The organism is Clostridium tertium, assembly GCF_902652255.1.
GTDB lineage: Bacteria > Bacillota > Clostridia > Clostridiales > Clostridiaceae > Clostridium > Clostridium tertium_A.
Genome location: NZ_CACRTO010000008.1, coordinates 274464 through 295150, shown reverse-complemented (window position 1 = coordinate 295150; position 20687 = coordinate 274464). Strand labels below are relative to the sequence as shown.

Annotated in this window: 19 protein-coding genes; 6 read left to right on the top strand and 13 right to left on the bottom strand. The window is 27.1% G+C overall.

Annotated elements, in window-relative coordinates; all coding sequences use genetic code 11:
• Window positions 1-4: 4 nt before the first annotated feature.
• Together GPX08_RS04055 and GPX08_RS04050 are read right to left on the bottom strand one after the other, a co-directional pair.
• Entirely contained in the window at window positions 5-1945 is a 1941-nt protein-coding gene (locus GPX08_RS04055; protein ID WP_156625569.1) for a hypothetical protein, read from the bottom strand.
• 210 nt (window positions 1946-2155) lie between these two features.
• Window positions 2156-3073: an alpha/beta fold hydrolase gene (locus tag GPX08_RS04050; protein ID WP_156625568.1), complete on the bottom strand. Its 918-nt coding sequence runs from the start codon at window positions 3071-3073 to the stop codon at window positions 2156-2158.
• A 289-nt stretch (window positions 3074-3362) separates the two neighbouring features.
• On the opposite strand from GPX08_RS04050, the gene GPX08_RS04045 reads away from it, so the two are divergent.
• Together GPX08_RS04045 and GPX08_RS04040 are read left to right on the top strand one after the other, a co-directional pair.
• Window positions 3363-4721, top strand: coding sequence for a DUF1727 domain-containing protein (locus tag GPX08_RS04045; protein ID WP_156625567.1), 1359 nt, complete (start codon window positions 3363-3365; stop codon window positions 4719-4721).
• A gap of 16 nt (window positions 4722-4737) precedes the next feature.
• Window positions 4738-5463 carry a glutamine amidotransferase gene (locus GPX08_RS04040; RefSeq protein ID WP_156625566.1) on the top strand — a complete coding sequence of 242 codons (726 nt, stop codon included), beginning with the start codon at window positions 4738-4740 and terminating at the stop codon, window positions 5461-5463.
• Window positions 5464-5520: 57 nt separating this feature from the next.
• Here GPX08_RS04040 and GPX08_RS04035 read toward each other — a convergent pair whose 3' ends face one another.
• The gene (locus tag GPX08_RS04035; protein WP_156625565.1) at window positions 5521-6270 is read right to left on the bottom strand and encodes a polysaccharide deacetylase family protein; all 750 of its coding nucleotides are present in this window, start codon (window positions 6268-6270) and stop codon (window positions 5521-5523) included.
• A gap of 153 nt (window positions 6271-6423) precedes the next feature.
• Here GPX08_RS04035 and GPX08_RS04030 point away from each other — a divergent pair, with 153 nt between their 5' ends.
• From GPX08_RS04030 to GPX08_RS04020, 3 genes are all read left to right on the top strand, one after another.
• Window positions 6424-7716, top strand: coding sequence for a D-alanyl-D-alanine carboxypeptidase (locus GPX08_RS04030; protein WP_156625564.1), 1293 nt, complete (start codon window positions 6424-6426; stop codon window positions 7714-7716).
• 102 nt (window positions 7717-7818) lie between these two features.
• Window positions 7819-8412 (top strand): flavin reductase family protein, encoded by a 594-nt coding sequence (locus GPX08_RS04025; protein ID WP_156625563.1) that lies wholly within the window; start codon window positions 7819-7821, stop codon window positions 8410-8412.
• 98 nt (window positions 8413-8510) lie between these two features.
• The gene (locus GPX08_RS04020) at window positions 8511-9380 is read left to right on the top strand and encodes a hypothetical protein (RefSeq protein WP_156625562.1); all 870 of its coding nucleotides are present in this window, start codon (window positions 8511-8513) and stop codon (window positions 9378-9380) included.
• A 240-nt stretch (window positions 9381-9620) separates the two neighbouring features.
• Here GPX08_RS04020 and GPX08_RS04015 read toward each other — a convergent pair whose 3' ends face one another.
• The 4 genes from GPX08_RS04015 to glsA form a co-directional block, all read right to left on the bottom strand.
• On the bottom strand, window positions 9621-10169 hold the full coding sequence (locus GPX08_RS04015) for a transglycosylase SLT domain-containing protein (RefSeq protein WP_156625561.1): 549 nt from the start codon (window positions 10167-10169) through the stop codon (window positions 9621-9623).
• 10 nt (window positions 10170-10179) lie between these two features.
• Window positions 10180-10782, bottom strand: coding sequence for a dephospho-CoA kinase (locus tag GPX08_RS04010; RefSeq protein ID WP_156625560.1), 603 nt, complete (start codon window positions 10780-10782; stop codon window positions 10180-10182).
• Between the two features lie 14 nt (window positions 10783-10796).
• Window positions 10797-13415 (bottom strand): DNA polymerase I, encoded by a 2619-nt coding sequence (polA, locus tag GPX08_RS04005; RefSeq protein WP_156625559.1) that lies wholly within the window; start codon window positions 13413-13415, stop codon window positions 10797-10799.
• Between the two features lie 102 nt (window positions 13416-13517).
• Entirely contained in the window at window positions 13518-14435 is a 918-nt protein-coding gene (gene glsA, locus GPX08_RS04000; RefSeq protein ID WP_156625558.1) for a glutaminase A, read from the bottom strand.
• 252 nt (window positions 14436-14687) lie between these two features.
• Here glsA and GPX08_RS03995 point away from each other — a divergent pair, with 252 nt between their 5' ends.
• A complete protein-coding gene (locus tag GPX08_RS03995) occupies window positions 14688-15917 on the top strand; it encodes an aminopeptidase (RefSeq protein WP_156625557.1) in 1230 nt (409 codons plus the stop codon).
• A gap of 87 nt (window positions 15918-16004) precedes the next feature.
• Here GPX08_RS03995 and GPX08_RS03990 read toward each other — a convergent pair whose 3' ends face one another.
• The 6 genes from GPX08_RS03990 to GPX08_RS03965 all read right to left on the bottom strand — a co-directional run bounded on the left by GPX08_RS03990 (window position 16005) and on the right by GPX08_RS03965 (window position 20621).
• Complete coding sequence (locus tag GPX08_RS03990; protein ID WP_156625556.1) at window positions 16005-16502, bottom strand: DUF3284 domain-containing protein; 498 nt, start codon at window positions 16500-16502, stop codon at window positions 16005-16007.
• Between the two features lie 179 nt (window positions 16503-16681).
• Window positions 16682-16843, bottom strand: a complete 162-nt coding sequence (locus tag GPX08_RS03985) for a small, acid-soluble spore protein, alpha/beta type (RefSeq protein ID WP_156625555.1) — start codon at window positions 16841-16843, stop codon at window positions 16682-16684.
• Window positions 16844-16915: 72 nt separating this feature from the next.
• Window positions 16916-18130 (bottom strand): NADP-dependent isocitrate dehydrogenase, encoded by a 1215-nt coding sequence (locus GPX08_RS03980; protein ID WP_156625554.1) that lies wholly within the window; start codon window positions 18128-18130, stop codon window positions 16916-16918.
• A gap of 118 nt (window positions 18131-18248) precedes the next feature.
• Window positions 18249-19283, bottom strand: coding sequence for a putative sulfate exporter family transporter (locus GPX08_RS03975; RefSeq protein WP_156625553.1), 1035 nt, complete (start codon window positions 19281-19283; stop codon window positions 18249-18251).
• Between the two features lie 99 nt (window positions 19284-19382).
• Window positions 19383-20267 carry a LysR family transcriptional regulator gene (locus GPX08_RS03970; protein ID WP_156625552.1) on the bottom strand — a complete coding sequence of 295 codons (885 nt, stop codon included), beginning with the start codon at window positions 20265-20267 and terminating at the stop codon, window positions 19383-19385.
• Window positions 20268-20339: 72 nt separating this feature from the next.
• Entirely contained in the window at window positions 20340-20621 is a 282-nt protein-coding gene (locus tag GPX08_RS03965) for a hypothetical protein (RefSeq protein WP_156625551.1), read from the bottom strand.
• Window positions 20622-20687: the final 66 nt, after the last annotated feature.

Below are 20687 nucleotides of genomic sequence, written 5' to 3'. Positions count from 1 at the left end.
TCAATTAAGCACCCTTCCCCTTATTAAAACTAATTCTAAAGGTAGTTCCTTTACCTTCTTCACTCTTAATTTCAACATTACCATTTTGCGCTTTTATTAAATTATATACTACATATAATCCAACTCCAGAGCCATTAGGATTATATGTTTTTGCTCTTTCTTCCATCTCATATTTATTAAATGCCTTCTTTACAAACTCTTCACTCATTCCTTCTCCATTATCCCCTATCTCAATTATTACTAAGTCTAATTCAGCCTTAATTCTTGTAAATATAGTTCCACCTTCTTTAGTAAATTTTATAGAATTTGAAACTAAATTCAGAATAACTCTTTGCATCATTTCTGTATCAAAATAAGTGTAAATCTCCTCTTCTTCTGTATCAAACAAAAGATTTATACCGCTATTTTTGATATATGTATTTAAAGAAATTAAGTAATCTTCTATAAATACAACAATATTGTCATATATTAAATTAGCTTCTAAATTTGAAGAATCTATCTTACTAATATCGATTAAGTTATTAGTAAACTTTGTTAAGATAAAACAATTTTCCTTACTTATTTCATTATAAAAACCTAGTTTATCTAAATCATTATTATCTATTAATATCCTTTCTAATTGGATAGCAGAGTAAATTATGTTAACTGGAATTTTCAAGTCATGAGATATATTTGATAGAAAGTTCTTCTTTATTTCTTCTTTCATTTTAATACTCTCTAACTCTTCTCTCATATCTCTTAACCTTATTTCCTCATTTAAATCCTTTAGTAATAATATAAATTCATTTTCTTCAGAATTTAGTCCTAAAAATCTTCCTTCAAATTGTTTACCATTTATTTTAATAGTGGTAGAATACGATACTTTTCTATTTTGGCTAAACTTTGATAATGTTTCCTTTGTACTTGAGCTAAGATCTATATAGCTATCAATTCTTCTGTTAACTACTCTTCTTAAATTCTTTTCTCCAATAGAATTTAAAAAGTTTAAATTACAATATGAAATTCTAAGATTTTGATTAACTATTACAATTGGATGAGGTAAGCTGCTAAGAAAGCTTTTATATAATAGTTGCTTGTCCTTTATTTTTTTATAAGCTACTTCCAATTTGTAATTATTTTTTATTATTTTATTATTTATTTCCTCTAAATACTTACTTGTATTTACAGTTTCCTTAAATATAAAGTTATAATTTTCTTTTGTAATATTAAAAATTATAGAAGCTAAAATAGCTATAAAAATTATTATCATTAAAATATCAATTAATTCTATAACAATATATATATTAAAAAAGTTTGAAAATAACCTAACAAAGAAGCTCAATGCAGCTAAATTCAAATTAAGCTTTAATAAATCTATCTTACCCTCAATTTCAACCCCAGATTTATATATATATTTATATGATTTAAAAATAAGTGCTAATGAAGACAATATATATATTATTTCCAAAGCTATATATTCATATTTATTATTAATACATACTAAAAAACTGAATATAACTAATAATAATACATATTCAAAATAAATAATTTTACTATTAGCTTCACTTACCCTATATTTTGCTATTATAAAATACATAATAATTAAGTTGTTGTATTTTAGGGTATTAAAACTTAAGAAACCAATCTCATTTATGAAAACTTTCAAATCTCTAAAATAATATTCTGGAGTAATAAAGATAATTATCACAACCATTGTAATAAATAATATCAGCTGTAATAAGCCATAAATCTCTTTCTTAGTAAGACTTTTTAAATGCATTGAGAACATGATTAATATCATACAAATTATCAAACTTAAAAGTCCAACAATATCATAAACTATTAATGTATATCTAAAGGACATAAGTTCAAATATGCAATAAGCAATTAAACTATATAAAACAGAAATTAATAATTTTTTTGGAGTCATATAATAAATTTCTTCCCTAAAAGTATTATAGTCCAACTTAATTCTCCTCACTCTTTATATTTACTACATAATTTTACATCATTTCCTATTATATGTGAATATGCAAAAAAATTTTATATTAATATAAAAAAGGGCTGTCTCACAAACAGCCCAAATTAAGAATTAAGAATTAAAAATTAAAAATGAAGAATTATTGATGTAATTCTTCATTCTTAATTTTTCATTGTGCACAGCACCCATAATATTTTATCTATTTATCCAGTTTAATATATCCTCTATTACTTCATCCTTATTCACTTCATTTAACATTTCATGTCTACCATCCTTATATAACTTATAATCTAAATCTTTAACTCCTAAGTTTTTATAAGTATTATATAAATTCTTAATTCCTTCTCCAAAATATCCTACTGGATCCCTATCACCAGCAAAAATATATATTGGAATATTAACTTTTTTTACCTTCTCCAAATTTTCGTATTTATGTATATCATGAATTCCTTTAATTAAGTAATAGTAAAACTCTGAAGGATATACAAAACCACAAAAATCATCTTCAATATACTTCATAACTTCCTTTTCATCGCTACAAAGCCAATCAAAGTCAGTATTAGAGTTTTTAACACTACTATTAAATCCTCCAAAAGAAAGCTTGTCCATTAAATTACTTCTATTTTCTCGTCCTCTTATTATATTTTCTAATTTTGATACTAAAATACCCGCTTTAGTATATGATTTCTGTTTACCATTAGTACCAGATAAAATTAAAGCATCTATAGTATCACCATATTCCTGTAAATATCTTTGACTTAAAAACGATCCCATACTATGTCCAAAAAGAACTATAGGTAACCCTTCATTTTCATTACTTATTATTTCATTAACTTTTCTTATATCATCTAACATTATATAGAAGCTATCACCTTCTTTAAAAAAGCCTAAACTAGATTTATCTAAAGAGCTATTTCCATGTCCACAATGATCATGACCATATACTATATATCCCTCTTCCACTAACTTTTCTGCAAAATAATCATATCTACCTACCCACTCAGACATTCCATGGACTATTTGCACAACTCCTTTAGGATTTTTTATATCTTTGCCCCATTTATAATATGAAATATCTGAGCCAATACTATTTTTAAAGATATATCTTTCCATATCACTCATCTCCTATAAATATCTTAAGTATAATTATTTTTATTATAATTATTACTTTTCTAATTAATCTTGTCAATTTTCATTTACTTCAGCATCTATTCTACATATGTAATGACCCTTCTATAATTAACCTTATCAATTTTCTATATTTAATAAATTCTTATAATATCATTATTCTTTCAAATAAAAAGTTATGATATACTATTCATAGTTAAAATCAAAAATTATTACAATACTTGTTTATATAATTAAATAATTGTAAATAATATTTGATAAGTATATTAAGGTGGTGAATGATATTAGTATTAAATCTATAATAAGCATATTAGCTTCAAAAATAACAATTTTTCTCACAAAAACAATACTAAAAGGGGGAACTACCTTCCCTGGAAAAGTAGCCTTAAAAATAGATAGAAATATTCTAAAGAGAGTATCTCAAGGCTATAAAGTTGTTTTAGTTACTGGTACTAATGGAAAGACAACAACAACAAGTATGATTTACAACATAGTAAAGGAGGATGGTAAAAAGGTAATTACAAATAATACAGGAGCAAATTTATTCCCTGGTATAGTTACTACTTTTATAGATAACTACAAATTCTTTAGTAAAACTGAAGATGCCTATGCCATCATAGAAGTAGACGAAGCAAACTTAAAATATATAACAAAATATATAACTCCAGAAATAATTACTGTAACTAATCTTTTTAGAGATCAGTTAGATAGATATGGAGAAGTATATACTACCTTAAATAAGATATTAGAAGGAATTACTTTAACTAAAGATACAACATTAGTCCTAAATGGTGATGAATCTTTATTAGGTAATTTAGAACTACCAAATAAAACTGTATTTTATGGTTTTAACGCAAAAATAAATAAAGATACTAAAATAGATGTTAATGCAGATGCTAAGTTCTGTAAATTCTGTAAGTCTCCATATGAATATAATCATATTACATATAACCATCTTGGAGATTTTTACTGTACAGGCTGTGGTTTTAAAAGAGCTGAATTAAAATATGCAGTAAATGAAATTTTAGATCTATCACCTGATAGTTCTACTGTAAAAATTAATAATCTAGATATACGAGTTAGTCAATCTGGTATTTATAACATCTATAATGCTCTTTGTGCTTTTTCAATTTCAAAAGAGCTTGGTATTAAAGATACATCAATAGTTAAATCTTTAGAAAACCAAGATTCTAGTTTTGGTAGACAAGAAGCCTTAAATATAGATGGAAAAGAAGTAAAGATAATCCTAGTTAAAAATCCAGCTGGATATAATCAAGCATTAGATACATTATGCTTAAATAAAGAAAATTTTTCTTGCGCATTTCTTTTAAATGATAATTATGCTGATGGTACTGATGTTTCATGGATTTGGGATGTAGACTTTGAAAAACTACATACCTTAAATATAGATGAAGTCTTTATTTCTGGACTTAGATGCTATGATATGGCAGTTAGACTTAAGATTGCAGGCTTAAAAGAAGATAAATTTATTATTGAAGAAGAATTTGAAAATTTAACATCTAAAATAAAAGATAGTAATAATAATAAAATATATATATTAGCTACTTATACTGCAATGATAAATTATAGAAAACACCTTTATTCTAAAGGATATATAAAGAAATTATGGTAAGAAAGGAGAAATAATTATGGAACTTAATATTTGTCACCTTTATCCTGACTTACTTAATGTATATGGTGATGTTGGAAATATATTAATATTAAAACATAGAGCTGAAGCAAGAGGTATAAAGGTAAATATAATTAACACTTCATTAAATGATGAGTTTGATGTAGAAAACACTGATATTCTTTTCTTTGGTGGTGGTCAAGACTATGAACAATCAATAGTCTCAGATGACTTAAAAAATAACAAAAAAGAGAAATTAAAAGAATATGTAGAATCTAATAAGGTAGTAATAGCTATTTGTGGTGGTTATCAGCTTTTAGGTAATTATTATATTGCTCCAAATGGTGAGAGAATTGAAGGTCTTGGTATATTAGATATACATACTGATGGTGGTGAAACTAGATTTATTGGAAATACAATAATTCATAATGAAGAATTCAATGAAACTTATGTAGGTTTTGAAAATCATTCTGGAAGAACTTATATAAATGGATTAAATCCACTTGGAAAATGTATAACTGGATATGGTAATAATGGTGAAGATGGATATGAAGGATGTATTTATAAAAACACTTTCTGCAGCTATTTCCATGGATCCCTTTTATCAAAAAATCCTGAACTAGCTGATAGATTCTTATCTATAGCTTTAAATAATAAATATGAAAATGTTGTTCTTGAACCTCTAGATGATACATTAGAGTTAAAGGCAAAAGATTCTATGATGAAAAGATTACAAAATAAATAATAGTATTTTAAGCAATATTAGGACTAATTACATAAAATTAATCCTAATATTGCTTTTCTATTTATTTAAAACATTTATACTTTTTAGATAATCTATTTCATAATCCTGTATTTCATTAAGTGATTTAAATTCATATCCTCTGTCCTTATATATATCTATTATTTCTTGAAGAGCTTCATATGTAGTACTCTTTCCACCTAAATCATGCATTAAAACTACTTCAACATCATATAAGCACCCTTCATCTCTTATTCTAGATACTAGGTAATCTTTTGATATATCATAGCTTTCAGAATCTCCAGAATCTATTGTCCAATCCAAGTAATTAATTTCTTTATTTAGAAGGTTGGTTTTAATCTTTTCTAATGTATCAATTTCACAATAAGTATTATCAGCACCACCTGGTAACCTTACAAAGTTCATTTTCTTATTTCCTATTACTTTTTGAATGCTTCTAGTGCAATTCTCTAAATCATTAAAATAAGAGTCTTCACTTTTGTATAGAGAACTATAATCATGATAATTACAGTGTGGCATTATAGCCATGTTATTGTCATCTAAATCTTTTAAAATATATGGATAGATACTTACATAATCTCCAACTACAAAGAATGTCCCCTTTATGTTATTGGCATTTAATATATTTATAATTTCTTTAGTAACTTTTACTGAAGGTCCATCGTCAAATGTTAAGTACACTGTTTTTTTAGTAGCTGTTGTATATAGTGCTGATACATGGATAGAATTAAAGCTAATAAAAATAAAAAAAGACACTAAGAAAATAATATTTTTTTTTATAGTAACCACCTCCTATGATATTTTAGTATGTACAATTAATAAAAATATATTAGATGTAATTTAAACCACTTAACAACTCATCTGTTTATTGTTATTATTAGATATAGATGTTATACTTTAAGATATGTAAAAAAATAAACCTTAAGAAATGGGGAGATGAACTTGAAAGTAAAAAAACTAATAAAAACGCTAGCACTTGCTCTTTCTGTTTCATTATTAGCACCCTTAGCTAATAACGTTAGTGCAATAGAGGCAACTACTACAGCACCAGAAATACTTGGTGAATCCGCTATTACAATGGATGCAAAGACTGGAGAAATTATTTACTCTAAGAACGCAGATGTTAAGCTTTCACCTGCTAGTACAACTAAATTAATGACAGCTTTACTGTTTGCAGAAAACAAATCAAAAGCAGACATGCTAACCTTTTCTGAAAATGTTCTAAAGGTTACAGAAACATCATTAAATAATTATACTAATATTAAACCTGGTGATAAAATCTCTGCTGAAGATACTATGAAAGCAGTACTAATATTCTCAGCTAATGATACAGCTTATTTAATGGCTGAATCTGTAGGTGGAACTGTAGATAATTTTGTTGCTATGATGAATAATAAAGCTAAGGAACTTGGACTTACAGATACTGTTTTTCAAAATCCATCTGGTTTAGAAATTGACCCTTTAAATCCTAGTAACACAGAAGTTAATGAAACTACTGCTTATGATTTAGCTAAAATAGCAGTTGCTGCCTTCCAAAATGAGTGGGTAAGAGAGATTATTTCTCCAAGCAATGCTAAGACTTCTATTAGTATAAATGGTGCACCTATTATACTAGAAACTAGAAATAAAAATCTAGGCAAGAATGGTAACATAGGTGGAAAAACAGGTACTGAGGATTTAGCTGGCCATTGCTTTGTAGGCTTTTATGAAAAAGATGGAAGAGATCTTGTAACAGTAGTATTAAAATCTGAATACGGTGCAACTGGGCTTCATGTATTTGAAGATACAGAAAAAATAGCTAATTACAGTTATGCAGCTGAAAAAGAAACCTTCAAAAAGGCCGGTGAAGAAGTAAGTTCAGTTGATTTACCTTATAAAACATTTAAATTCTTTGGTGCTGAAAAAGAAATCACTGCCCCAATTACATTAAATGAAGATGTTGAATATTATAAAAATGATTTTAATGATTCAAAGGCAACTATTACATATAATAATGATAATAAAGATGCTTGGAGTTTAAGTGGAAATAAAGAAGTAACATTAACTTATAGTACTCCTGGATATTCAATGGATGTTAAAGGTACAATAAATCTTTCTAAAATGGATATAATTAAAGCTAATCTTTCTTTATATATATTATCAATAGTAATTGTACTTGTAATAATAATTCTTCTAATACTAGTTATTAAATTAATTAATACTAATAAAAGAAGAAGGAGAAGAAGATATTATTAAACAATAAATAGTTTAATACTTAGGTGGATTATCAAAGGGACTGTATTATGGCAGTATCTTTGACTCCACCTCTTTTATATTAATTAGAACTGAGGTAATAAAATGAAAAAACAAAATTTTAAGGGAAGCGTAATGCTTAACCCAACTCCTGTAGTAGTAGTAACATGTAAAAACTCTGAAGATAAAATAAATGCTTTTACTGTTGGATGGATTAGTACTGTATGTACTAAGGAACCAATAATAGCTATGGGGGTAAGACCTGAAAGACTTTCTTATGACTATATAAAAGAGAGCCAAGAATGTGTAATTAACCTTCCATCTAGAGATATGGTTAAGTTTGTTGATTACTGTGGCGTAGTATCTGGTAGAAAAATAGATAAGATTAAACATTTTGGTTACAAGCTAAATGAAGGTGTTTCAATTTCTACTCCATCTATAGATTTAGCACCAGTAGCACTTGAATGTAAAGTGAAAAGTGTAACTCCACTTGGAACTCATGATTTATTTTTATTAGATGTTTTAAATGTTAAAGTATCTGAGGATATTATAGATGACAAAGGTAAAATATGTTTCAATAAAGCAAACTTAATTTGCTACAATCATGGAGAATATTTTGGTTTAAACGCAAAACCTCTAGGTTCTTTCGGATACTCAATCAAAAAGAAGAAAAAATCATATAATAAAAATAAGAAGTAATTTATTAACATTCATTCTTCCATTGGCTTCCTTGACATTAGAATGAAATGTTACTATACTCAATAATGTTAAAGTAAATTAATTCGGGGGATTATTCTATGTTTATATTAACTTATAATATTAAATTTAAAGAACTAGATTCAAAAATAGAATTATTAAATATTAATGATATTTATAATGTTTTTTATGAAAGTCCTTTAGAAATCACTACTGATGAATATGGTTATGGATATTTAGAAAAAGAAGTGAATGATATAGATATAAAAGTTGCCTATGATGAAGATAAGTCATCACTTAATATTTTTATAGAAAAAGTAAATTCTATCCTAGATTCTACTTGTATATCTATTGAAGAAGTAAATAATAGCTATGAGGAATATGATTTTCCAGATGTTCATATAAATGATGAATGGATGTTATCATCATCTACTGATGCTAAAAAAGATAAATCTAAAAACATTATTTCATTTCGTCCTCAAGGAGCTTTTGGTACTGGACTTCATGAAACTACACAAGATCTTTTAAATATTATTTTATCTAAAATTGATTTGACTAATAAAAAGGTATTAGATATAGGTACTGGTTCTGGCATATTGTCTATAGCTTCTTCTATTGCAGGTGCTTCAAAAGTAACAGCTATTGATATAAGGGATGTTAGAGATGAAGTTATGTTAAATTCTGAATTAAATGGCCTTTACAATATAGAGGTTTTAATAGGAAATGCATTAAATAATGAAGTTAATATTAATGATAAATTCCAATGGATATTTATTAATATCGGCGGAGAAGAAACCGAATTATTTATGAATTTTATAAAGGATCATCTAGATGAAGGCGGAAACTTACTAGTATCTGGTCTTGTTGAATGGAGCTTTAATAAAGTAAAAGATATTGTTGAAAATAACGGATTCACTTTACAAGATAAATATCAAAGCAATGAGTGGATTACTGCTATATTTCATCAATAATATAGATTATAAAATAACTAAAAATGGGTCTATCCTTACTGATAGACCCATTTAATATTAATAAAACATGGAGCTGTCGCACAAACAGTTCAAATTAAGAATTAAAAATTAAAAATGAAGAATTATTGATGTAAATCTTACAGAATTACTAAAGTAATTTTCTTTTCAAAACTCCGTCAGGAATTTTTTCATTAATTCTTCATTATTCATTCTTAATTTTCCATTGTGCTTCAGCACCCTCTACTTATTATATAAGTATTTGTAAATATTATAATTAGCTTTTACCTTATCTACATATTTTTTTGTTTCTGGAAATGGTATGTAACTTAAAGTTTCTCCATCCTCTGAATACTCTTCATGACTTAGCCATTTGTTCACATTTCCACTACCTCCATTATAGGCAGCAAGAACTAAATCTAAGTCTTCATCAAATTCATTTTCCAAATTCTCTAAATACCAGCATCCCATTTTAATGTTTAACTCAGGATCAAATAGCATAGATGGCATAAAATAATTAATTTCTAGTTCTTTAGCTATCCATTCACCTGTGTTATCCATAATTTGCATCAAACCTTTTGCATCCTTCTTAGACACTGCTTCTTTATTAAAATTACTTTCTGTTTTTATAACAGCTAAAACAAGATAAGGATCTAAATCATATTCCTCACTATACTTATTTATATATTCCTCATATGGGTAAGGGTATACGTACTTTTTCATTGCAAATATAAATGCAAAATAAGCTACAAGTAGTACAATTAAAACAGTTAATATACGCTTAAATTTCATTATTTTCTCCTTACTTACTTATAACATTTAAAAAATCCATTACCTTATCTACTTGACCTTTAGTTTTTAGTAGATCTCCATTATTGTCTATAATAATATGGGCATAATCTTTCTTTCTATCTAAGGAAATTTGTGAGTTTAACCTATTAATTGCTTCATCTCTAGTTAACCTATCTCTATTTCTTACTCTAATTATTTGAGTATTATTATCTACCCAAACAACTATTATATAGTCCATATTTAAATGAAGATTATTTTCTATTAAGGTTGGAGCATCAAGAACAATTAATTTTTCTCCTGCTTTTTCATGCTTTTCTATTTCTTTAAATATTTCATCTTTTATATATGGGATAATTATCTCCTCATACTTTTTCCTTTGCTTAGGAAACCTAAAAATGTGATTTCCAAATTCTCTTCTTCTAAATTCACCTCTCCAGTCGAAAAATCCAGAACCAAATTCAATTTTTATCTTATCTAATATCTCTGGATATTTTTTAAGAACCTCTCTTGATATAGTATCTGCATCAATGACAACAAACCCATTATCACAGAGCATTTTAGTTACTGTACTTTTTCCTGACCCTATTCCTCCTGTTAACCCTACTTTAATCATTAAGTTAAGCCCCCTTACTTAGCCTCATACCATGTTTTACCTAAATTAATATCAACTTCTAGAGGCACTGATACTTTTAAAACATTTTCCATTTCTTCCTTAACTAAAGCCTTTACCTCTTCTAACTCATCTTTTTTTACATTTAAGATTAATTCATCATGTACTTGTAAAATAATCTTACTTTTTAATGATTTTTCTTTTATCTTGTTATATACATTTACCATAGCTAGTTTAATAATATCTGCCGCACTTCCTTGAATTGGAGCATTCATAGCAAGTCTTTCCCCAAGAGCTTTTACAATCTTATTAGAAGCCTTAATTTCAGGTATAAATCTTCTTCTATTTAAAATAGTTAAAACATATCCCTTTTCTTTAGCTTCTTCAATTAAACTATCTAAGTATCCTTTAATCTTTGGATATCTATCAAAGTATATTTCCATATATTCTGATGCTTCTTTTTTAGTAATGTGTAAATCTTGTGATAAGCTAAAATCACTTATTCCATAAACTATACCAAAGTTAACAGCCTTTGCTCTACTTCTCATTAATGAAGTTACTTCTTCAACTGGAACTCTAAATACTTCTGAAGCTGTTTTCCTATGAATATCACTATGTTCCTTAAAAGCACTTATCATATTTTCATCTTTTGACATTTCAGCTAAAACTCTTAATTCTATTTGAGAATAGTCACAAGATAATAGTATATCTTCTTCATTATCAGGAATAAATACTTTTCTAATTTCTCTTCCCATTTCATACTTTATAGGTATATTTTGAAGATTTGGTTCTGTGCTTGATAATCTTCCTGTAGTTGTAACTGTTTGGTTGAATGTAGAATGAATCTTACCATCAACATCTATTACATTCTTTAATCCTTCTACGTAAGTAGAATTAAGCTTAGTTATTTGTCTGTAATAAGTAATTTTAGGTACTATCTCATGCTTATCTTGAAGCTTTTCTAATACTTCAGCATTAGTTGAATATCCTGTTTTAGTCTTTTTAATAACTGGCAAATCTAACTTTTCAAAAAGAATTTTCCCTAATTGCTTTGGAGAATTTATATTAAATTCCTCTTCAGCTAAGTCAAATATTTCTTTCTCTGTAGTTATAATTTCTTCCTTAAACTTAGCTGCTAATTCATCCAGCATTTCTTTATTAACTTTAAATCCTAAAGATTCCATAGAAGATAAAACATATATTAATGGATGCTCAACTTTGTAATACAATTCTTCCATATCTTCTTCTTCGATTTTTTCTTTAAAGTAACTATAAACATCTTTTAGCTTATAATTAAGCTTTCCTTCTAATGTTATATCTTCACCTTTTACATCTTCACATAAGTATTCATTCACTAATGTTAATAAGTCATAAGAACTTCTTGCTGAATTAATTAAATAAGCTGCAATTGCTGTATCAAATATAAAATCTTTAATTTCAATATTTAACTTATTTAAAATTGTAATCAATGATTTTCCATTATGGATAACTTTTTTCAAGTTTTCCTTTTCCATAATGTTTTTTAGTCCCTTAACTGCTTCTTCTCCCATAGATGATAACATATTATTAAAATCTATATAATATGTTAGATCCTTTGACGTAATATATAATTTATCTAATGTTATTTCAGAGTATCTTTCACCATTAGCAACTTCATATGTAATATAACATATGTCTTCTAACTTATTAGATAATTCTAAAAATGCATCTGCATCAGTAACACTTTCAAAGTTAAAATCTTCATCTTTTTCTGCTATTTCTTCACTTCCTTTACTCACTGGAAGCTTATCAATCATTGATTTCATTTGAAGCTTAAAGAAAAATCTCTTTAGTTCTTCATAATTATAATTATCTTGGCTCTTTATTTCATCTAAATCAAATTCTATAGGAGCTTCTGTAATTATAGTAGCTAGTTTTTTACTGAATATAGCTAATTCCCTATTATTCTCTAAGTTTTCTTTTAACTTCTTTCCACTAATATTATCTATATTATTTAATACTTCTTCAATAGAACCATAAGTTTGAATTAATTTATAAGCAGTTTTTTCTCCAACACCTGGTACTCCCGGAATATTGTCAGATTTATCCCCCATAAGACCTTTTACATCTATAAATTGAGTTGGTGTAACTCCAAATTCTTCAATAAAAGTATTATAATTATATACTGCTGTTTCAGTAACTCCTTTTTTAGTTATAACAACATTTATATTATTAGATGCTAATTGAAGCGCATCCCTATCTCCAGTTACTATAAATACTTCAATATCATTTTTTTCTGCAAATTTAGCTAAGGAACCAATAATATCATCTGCTTCATATCCATCCATTTCATATCTTGTAATAGATAATAAATTTAGAAGTTCCTTAGTTAGTGGAAATTGTTCTGCAAGCTCTTCAGGCATCTTCTTTCTACCTGCTTTATACTCTTCATACTCTTTATGTCTAAAAGTTGGTCCCTTTTTATCAAAAGCTGCAACTACGTAATCTGGTCTTAATTCTTCTTTCATTTTAAAAAGCATATTAGCAAATCCATAAACTGCATTTGTATGAACTCCATCTGTAGTAGTTAATTCTGGAATTGCGTAAAAAGCTCTATTTAAAAGAGAATTCGAATCTAAAATTAATAATCTTTCCATTTTTATCCTCCAAATTAAGGTGCTAGTTCCTTAAAGCTATTTTTATTATAAATTATACTATTAAAAACATAATAAATCATTACTTTTTAATTAATATACAGTTTAAAAAATGCTTAAGTCTAGTTCTTCAGATAGATCCTTTATAAGTTGCAGACCAGCAATACTATTGCCTTTCTCATCTAGTGAAGGTCCATAAATACCAATTCCATATTTTCTTGGAACAGTTGCTATAATACCTCCCCCTACTCCAGACTTTGCAGGTATTCCAACATTAACAGCAAATTCTCCTGATGCATCATACATTCCACATGTAACCATTATAGACTTTACTATTCTACATACTTCTTTAGGAATAACTTTTTCATTATTCCATGGTAATATTCCATCATTAGCAAGAACCACTCCAAATCTTGCTAAATCTCTTGCATCTAATTCGATTGAACACTGCTTAAAGTATAGGTCTAATATTTCTTCAACATCTCCATCTAGTACCCCTGTACTTTTCATAAAGTATGCTAAAGCTCTATTTCTACTTCCAGTTTCTTTCTCTGATAAATAAACTCTTTCATTTACACATATTTCACTATTATTAGTTACTATTTTTAAGAAGTCTAATATCTTTTTTAATCTTTCTTCTACATTCCTTCCATCAATCAAGGATGAAGTCATAATAGCTCCAGCATTTATCATAGGGTTATAAGGTTTTCCTGAATCACTAGCTTCTAAATTAACTATAGAGTTAAATCCCATTCCTGTAGGTTCAACATCTACCTTTTTAAAAACATTATGTCTTCCATTATCTTTAATCGCTAAAATTAAAGACACTACTTTAGAAATACTTTGTATAGTAAATTTTTTATTATAATCTCCAGAAAAATATTCATTCCCTCTAGTATCAACTATATATATTCCAAGATCATTAGGATCAGCTTCTAATAATGCAGGAATATATGCTGCTAATTTTCCTTCTTTTCCATATTTTTTGTTATTATCTACTAATGTATTAAGTAAATTAAACATAACTCACCTCTTATCCTTCGTTTTATGTACAATATATTATATTAATTATTATTCTTCTAAACAAGAATAAATAATCAATTAGTCTAGACTATTTTTCTATATTGTGCAAAAATAAACATATAGAAATTAAATTATATATATTCTTTCAATTTAGATAATTTACTTATAAAGTATTTTTAATCTATAATTTTATAAAACTATACATATAGATTATTGATTGAAAAATATATATGATAGCGTGGAGGTAATAATATGGACAATAAAATGTTAGATAAATACGCTTATCTTTCTGTTAAAAAGGGAGTTAATTTACAAAAAGGTCAGGTTCTTTTAATTAATTCTCCTGTGGAATGTACAGATTTTGCAAGAGCTATAGCTGAAGTGGCTTATAAAGAAGGTGCTAAAGATGTAGTTGTTCACTATGGTGATCAAAAGTTACAAAGGCTAAAATTAGAATATGCTTCTATAGAAACATTACAAGATGTACCTAACTGGGTTTCTGAGTCATATAATTCTTATGCAAGAGAAGGTTGCGCAGTTATATCAATATCAGCACAAGATCCTGATGCTTATAAAGGAATTCCAGCTGATAAAATATCAACTTTCCAAAAATACAGACAAATAGCTTTAAATGAATATTATAATTATTCTATGTCAAATAAAATTCGTTGGACTGTAGTATCAGTTCCTACAGATGCTTGGGCTTTAAAAGTATTTAATAATTCAAATTCTGAAGAAGCTGTAAAAAAATTATGGGATGTTATATTTAAAGTAGTAAGATTAGATAAAGAGGATCCAATTAAAGCTTGGGATGAACATAATTCTAATATAGATAAAACTTTAGAGTTTTTAAATACTAATAAATTCACTAAACTACACTATACTAATTCAATTGGAACAGATTTAACTATTGAATTACCAGAAGATCATATTTGGCTTGGTGGCGCTGAGAAATCTGTTGATGGATTAGAATTCAACGCTAATATGCCAACAGAAGAAGTCTTTACTCTTCCTAAGAGAAATGGAGTAAATGGTACTGTTTCATCTTCAAAGCCATTAATCTATGGTGGTAATTTAATAAATGACTTTACTCTAACATTTAAAGATGGTAAAGTAGTTGATTTTACTGCTAAAGAAGGATATGAAACATTAAAAGAATTATTATCTAGTGATGAAGGTGCTAGCTACTTAGGAGAAGTTGCATTAGTCCCTTATGATTCACCAATATCTAATTCTAATATAATTTTCTATAATACATTATTTGATGAAAATGCTGCATGCCATCTTGCTTTTGGTAAAGCATATCCTACTTGTATTGAAAATGGTGAAAAAATGCCTGCTAAAGAATTATTTGATAAGGGCGCAAATAATTCTATAATTCATGTAGATTTTATGATAGGCACTAAGGATTTAAATATTATCGGATTTAATAAAGATAATGAAGAAATTCAAATCTTTAAAGATGGTAACTTTACCTTTTAGTATCTTATAAAAATATTATTGCTTATAATAAAAAAGGGCTGTCACAGGCAACCCTTTTTATTATGTTCAATTTTATATATCCTAAGCTTAGTTTTCAGTTTCGACTTCTTCAACGGCCATTTCTTCTTCAGCATCAAGCTCTAAAGCTGATTTACCATCTCTTCTTTCTAATTCTGCTTCTAAAGCTTCTTTTATTCCGTTAGCTTTATTTTTAAGTTTCTTCTTAGCACCAAACTTTTCTAATATAAGTGTTATAGAAGATGAAAATCCCTTCATCTCTTGAATTTCAAAAATCTTCAATTCTGTAGAATTTGGTCCTAACTCAGTAAATTCATATCTTGATATATACTTATCTTCTTCAATAGTATTAGTAACTTCGTAAAGCTTGTTTTTCTCATATTCAGTTACTGTAGTAGTCATTTCTATTTTTTTCTTTGCTACATATTTTATAGTTCTTGTATAGCTTGTATCCTTCGGATTTTTATTATTGAATTTAGGGATTTCTCTCTTATTTAAATCTATAAAAACTTTAAAAACCCTCTCTATAGGATAATTTATACTTATACTTATGTTATAACTGCTCATCTAAAGTCCCCCTTGAAATTTATACTCTATTCTATTATTACATCTTTTGCTAAAAATATCTATACCTTTTCATTTGAATATTATGAAGTTATTTAAAATTTACAAAATAGTAAAAAAAGTTAATCTATAAAAGATTTCTATAAAAAAATAAAAGGATATAGAATCCTTTTATTTTTTTATTAATTATCTTCTTTTCTTGGTTTATTTTTCCCTAATTTTCTAGACTCTTTTGAATATCCTACTTCATCTGCTGTCTCAACTTGCATCTTTCTAACTTCTGCTCTAGTCTTTTGACCTGCTTTTTTATTTTTCTTTGAATTCTTGTTATTTTTATGAGCCATTAAAACACCTCCACATATAGTCTTAATATATAAGGTGCTTTTTATTCTAGGAAAAAAGTAGTTATAAACTACTTAATTATTATAAATTCTTTCTAATCTAACTCTAATTTGCTTAATAAAATCAGCAGAATTAGTTACTGTAATATTTTCTATGTTTGATAATAATGCTAAATCCTTTGTCATAAATCCTTCATTAATAGTTTGCAGAGAAGCTTTTTCTAAGTTATCAGCAAATTCTACTAAATCACTAATATTATCTAATTCTCCTCTTTTTCTTAATGCACCAGACCATGCAAAAATAGTAGCTATTGAATTAGTTGAAGTCTCTTTACCTTCTAAGTGATTATAATAATGCCTTTGCACTGTTCCATGAGCAGCTTCATATTCATAGTATCCATCAGGAGAAACTAAAACTGAAGTCATCATAGCTAATGATCCGAAAGCTGTTGCAATCATATCACTCATTACATCACCATCATAATTTTTGCAAGCCCAAATATATCCACCATTAGATTTTACTACTCTAGCTATAGCATCATCTATTAAAGTATAGAAGTATTCTATATTCAACTCTTCAAACTTATCCTTGTACTCATTATCGTATATTTCTTGGAATATATCCTTAAAAGTATGATCATACTTCTTAGAAATAGTATCCTTTGTTGAGAACCATAGATCTTGCTTTGTATCTACTGCAAAGTTAAAACAACTTCTTGCAAAGCTCTCAATAGATTTATTTAAATTATGCATTCCAAGAACTACTCCATCACCTTTAAAATCATGGATAAGTTCTCTTTGTTCTTCACCACTCTCACTAGTAAATACTAATTCAGCTTTTCCTTTGCCTTCAATTTTCATTTCAACGTCTTTATATACATCTCCATAGGCATGTCTAGCAATAGTTATTGGTTCTTCCCATGTTCTAACATAAGGTTTAATAGAATCTACTATAATTGGTGCTCTAAAAACAGTACCATCTAAAATTGATCTAATAGTTCCATTAGGACTTTTCCACATTTCTTTTAAGTTATATTCCTTAACTCTTGCTGCATTAGGCGTAATAGTTGCACACTTTACACCAACTCCATATTTCTTTATTGCTTCTGCTGCTAAAACAGTAACACTATCATCAGTTTCATTTCTATATTCTAAACCTAAGTCATAATATTCTGTTTTTAAATCAATAAATGGATTTAACAATTCATCCTTAATCATAACCCAAAGGATTCTTGTCATTTCATCTCCATCCATTTCAACTAATGGTGTATTCATTGTTATTTTTTTCATTCTTAGCCCCCCAATATATAAATTTTTACAAATTAATTATAACTTATAAATTAAGGTTTTACAATTATAGATGAAATTGACATATAAATATTTATTTAAAATGAATATTAAATTCAAATTAGAATAATATTGAAATCAAAATTATAGCAATTGTTATTTGGCATATACCAACTAATCCACCATAAAGCATACCTCTTGGTCCCTCTTTAACTAATTCTTCAAACTTAACTCTCATTCCAATGCCAGCTAAAGCAATAATCTCAAAATTACTACTTACCCATTTAAATGCTTTTGATACTACATCAGGTATAATTCCTATAGTATATAAGATACATACTGCAAAGAATCCATAAATAAACCATGGAATTTTTATTTTCTTTAGATTTTTTATGAATTTACTTTCTGCCTTGCCATCATTAGTTTTAATTTCTTTTCTTATGTCCTTAATTTCTTTATCATTATTAATCTTTTCGAAAATAATTACAACTGCAACAATCATTATTATTCTGATTATTTTAAAAATGGTTGCTAAATTAACTACATCTTCTGATATAAATTTAGCTGATCCTATAACTTGCCCAACTGATTGTAACGTACCCCCAATCATTGCTGAAGAGTGTAATACATCATTGTTATATAATGCCATTGTAATGAGAGGGAGTAGTATCATAAGAATAGTTCCAGTAACATTTACAATAGTAATTGACATTACCTTATCATCATCTTCTGCCTTTATAACTGGAGCTGTTGCACCAATAGCTGAAGATCCACAAACTGAATTTCCAGCTGCCATAAGTAGTGAAAATTTCCTATTAAACTTAAGCTTTTTCCCTATATAAATAGTTGCTATAATGGTTAAAGTCATTTGAATAATAATAAATATTAATCCATTAAATCCAAGACCTAAAATTTGCCCAAGATTTAAATTAGCTCCCATAAGAACAATTGAGTAATTCAGTAAATCTTTTTCTGCAAACTTAGTACCTTCATTATAACTTTTATCTTTAAAAAGAGTATTTCCAAGAAGTATTCCAATAAATATAGCAAAGGTTGCTGCCCCAACCTTTTCAAATATTCCTCCTAAGTACTCAGATAAAATTCCAATAATAAGACAAACCAATAGTCCTTTCCAAATGCTTTTTAAATTTTTCAAAGTCTCACCTCAATATCTATAATTTTGTCTAAACTTATTATAGATATTATGCATCAAAAAGCAAAATACTATTATTTTATAATAATAATAACCTATTACCTATATGTTATTATTTCGGGAATATTCTATAAACTTCTTCATATTATTAGAAATGAATTTATCCTTATGTATAATTAGATATAAATCTCTCTCAATTTTCCCTTCCTTTAATCTAAAGCTAAATAACTTACCTAGCTCTATTCTATCTTCTACAACCCTATAAGATAAACATCCGACTCCCAAATTAGCCTCCACTGTCTTTTTAATAGCTTCGGTACTTCCAAGCTCTAGAAATTTATTAAACTTAATCTTATTCTTTCTTAAAAAAAGTTCTGTATGCTCCCTTGTTCCACTTCCCTCTTCTCTCATAATAATCTTTTGATTTTCTAATTGTTCTCCTTTAATTGAATCATAGTTTTTAAGTTCATTGGCATCACCACATATAAAAACTAATTCATCTTTCCAGGCTGTTTCCTTAATTATTTCATCTGAAGAAATTTCACCTTCTACAAAAGCAAAGTCTACTTTATTTTCAAGTATCAATCTTTCAATAGTCTTAGTATTTTCAATAATTAAAGAAATATCTATATTTTTAAAACTTGCTGAAAACTCCTTAATTATTTCAGGCAATATATATATTCCAATTGTTGTACTAGCTCCTATTACAATTTTTCCTCCTGAATTTATAGAACAATCTTTTACTGTCTTTACTCCTTCATCATACAAGTTTAATATTCTTCTCGTATAATTTAGAAATATTTCCCCTTCATGAGTTAAGAATAACTTTTTACCTATTCTATCAAATAATTTTACATTTAATTCTTGCTCAAGCTCATTAATACTTTGACTAATGGATGGCTGACTTATATACATATTTTTTGCCACCTTCGTCATATTTAAATGTATTGCAGTTTCATAAAATATTTTTAGTTTTCTAAAGTTCATGCTTATCCCCTCTTACAAGAAAACTCAGCCTAGGCATATATATTAGGCCTAGGCTGAGTCTTTATATCAAATTTATTTATCAACATCTTCATAATCAACATCAATAACGTCACCAGCAGAATCATCAACACCATTTGTTATATCATTATTATATGATGTCTCGTATTCTTTTGTATAACTACCTGTTGAACTACTATTATCTTTTCTAAAATAATTTCTTATTTTGAAAAATAAATATAAAACTAGTAGTACCGGAAATAAAAGAAATAAAAGTTTAAAAGCTAAAGCTGCAACTATTCCTATTAAAAGTATTCCACCTACAATATACAACCAAGTTTTGATTTTATCACTCATATTTATACCTCTTTGTTTTAATAATATTATTGTACTCTGCCTTGAAATTATTATACCATAAGTAAA

What these genes read in the sequence shown, in the direction of transcription:
- GPX08_RS04025 (WP_156625563.1), top strand. Translation starts at nt 7,819, where the DNA reads ATGAAAAAACAAAATTTTAAGGGAAGCGTAATGCTTAACCCAACTCCT.
- glsA (WP_156625558.1), bottom strand. Translation starts at nt 14,435, where the DNA reads ATGTTTAATTTACTTAATACATTAGTAGATAATAACAAAAAATATGGA.
- GPX08_RS04020 (WP_156625562.1), top strand. Translation starts at nt 8,511, where the DNA reads ATGTTTATATTAACTTATAATATTAAATTTAAAGAACTAGATTCAAAA.
- GPX08_RS03970 (WP_156625552.1), bottom strand. Translation starts at nt 20,267, where the DNA reads ATGAACTTTAGAAAACTAAAAATATTTTATGAAACTGCAATACATTTA.
- GPX08_RS03980 (WP_156625554.1), bottom strand. Translation starts at nt 18,130, where the DNA reads ATGAAAAAAATAACAATGAATACACCATTAGTTGAAATGGATGGAGAT.
- GPX08_RS03965 (WP_156625551.1), bottom strand. Translation starts at nt 20,621, where the DNA reads ATGAGTGATAAAATCAAAACTTGGTTGTATATTGTAGGTGGAATACTT.
- polA (WP_156625559.1), bottom strand. Translation starts at nt 13,415, where the DNA reads ATGGAAAGATTATTAATTTTAGATTCGAATTCTCTTTTAAATAGAGCT.
- GPX08_RS03995 (WP_156625557.1), top strand. Translation starts at nt 14,688, where the DNA reads ATGGACAATAAAATGTTAGATAAATACGCTTATCTTTCTGTTAAAAAG.
- GPX08_RS04010 (WP_156625560.1), bottom strand. Translation starts at nt 10,782, where the DNA reads ATGATTAAAGTAGGGTTAACAGGAGGAATAGGGTCAGGAAAAAGTACA.
- GPX08_RS03985 (WP_156625555.1), bottom strand. Translation starts at nt 16,843, where the DNA reads ATGGCTCATAAAAATAACAAGAATTCAAAGAAAAATAAAAAAGCAGGT.
- GPX08_RS04050 (WP_156625568.1), bottom strand. Translation starts at nt 3,073, where the DNA reads ATGGAAAGATATATCTTTAAAAATAGTATTGGCTCAGATATTTCATAT.
- GPX08_RS03990 (WP_156625556.1), bottom strand. Translation starts at nt 16,502, where the DNA reads ATGAGCAGTTATAACATAAGTATAAGTATAAATTATCCTATAGAGAGG.
- GPX08_RS04015 (WP_156625561.1), bottom strand. Translation starts at nt 10,169, where the DNA reads ATGAAATTTAAGCGTATATTAACTGTTTTAATTGTACTACTTGTAGCT.
- GPX08_RS04040 (WP_156625566.1), top strand. Translation starts at nt 4,738, where the DNA reads ATGGAACTTAATATTTGTCACCTTTATCCTGACTTACTTAATGTATAT.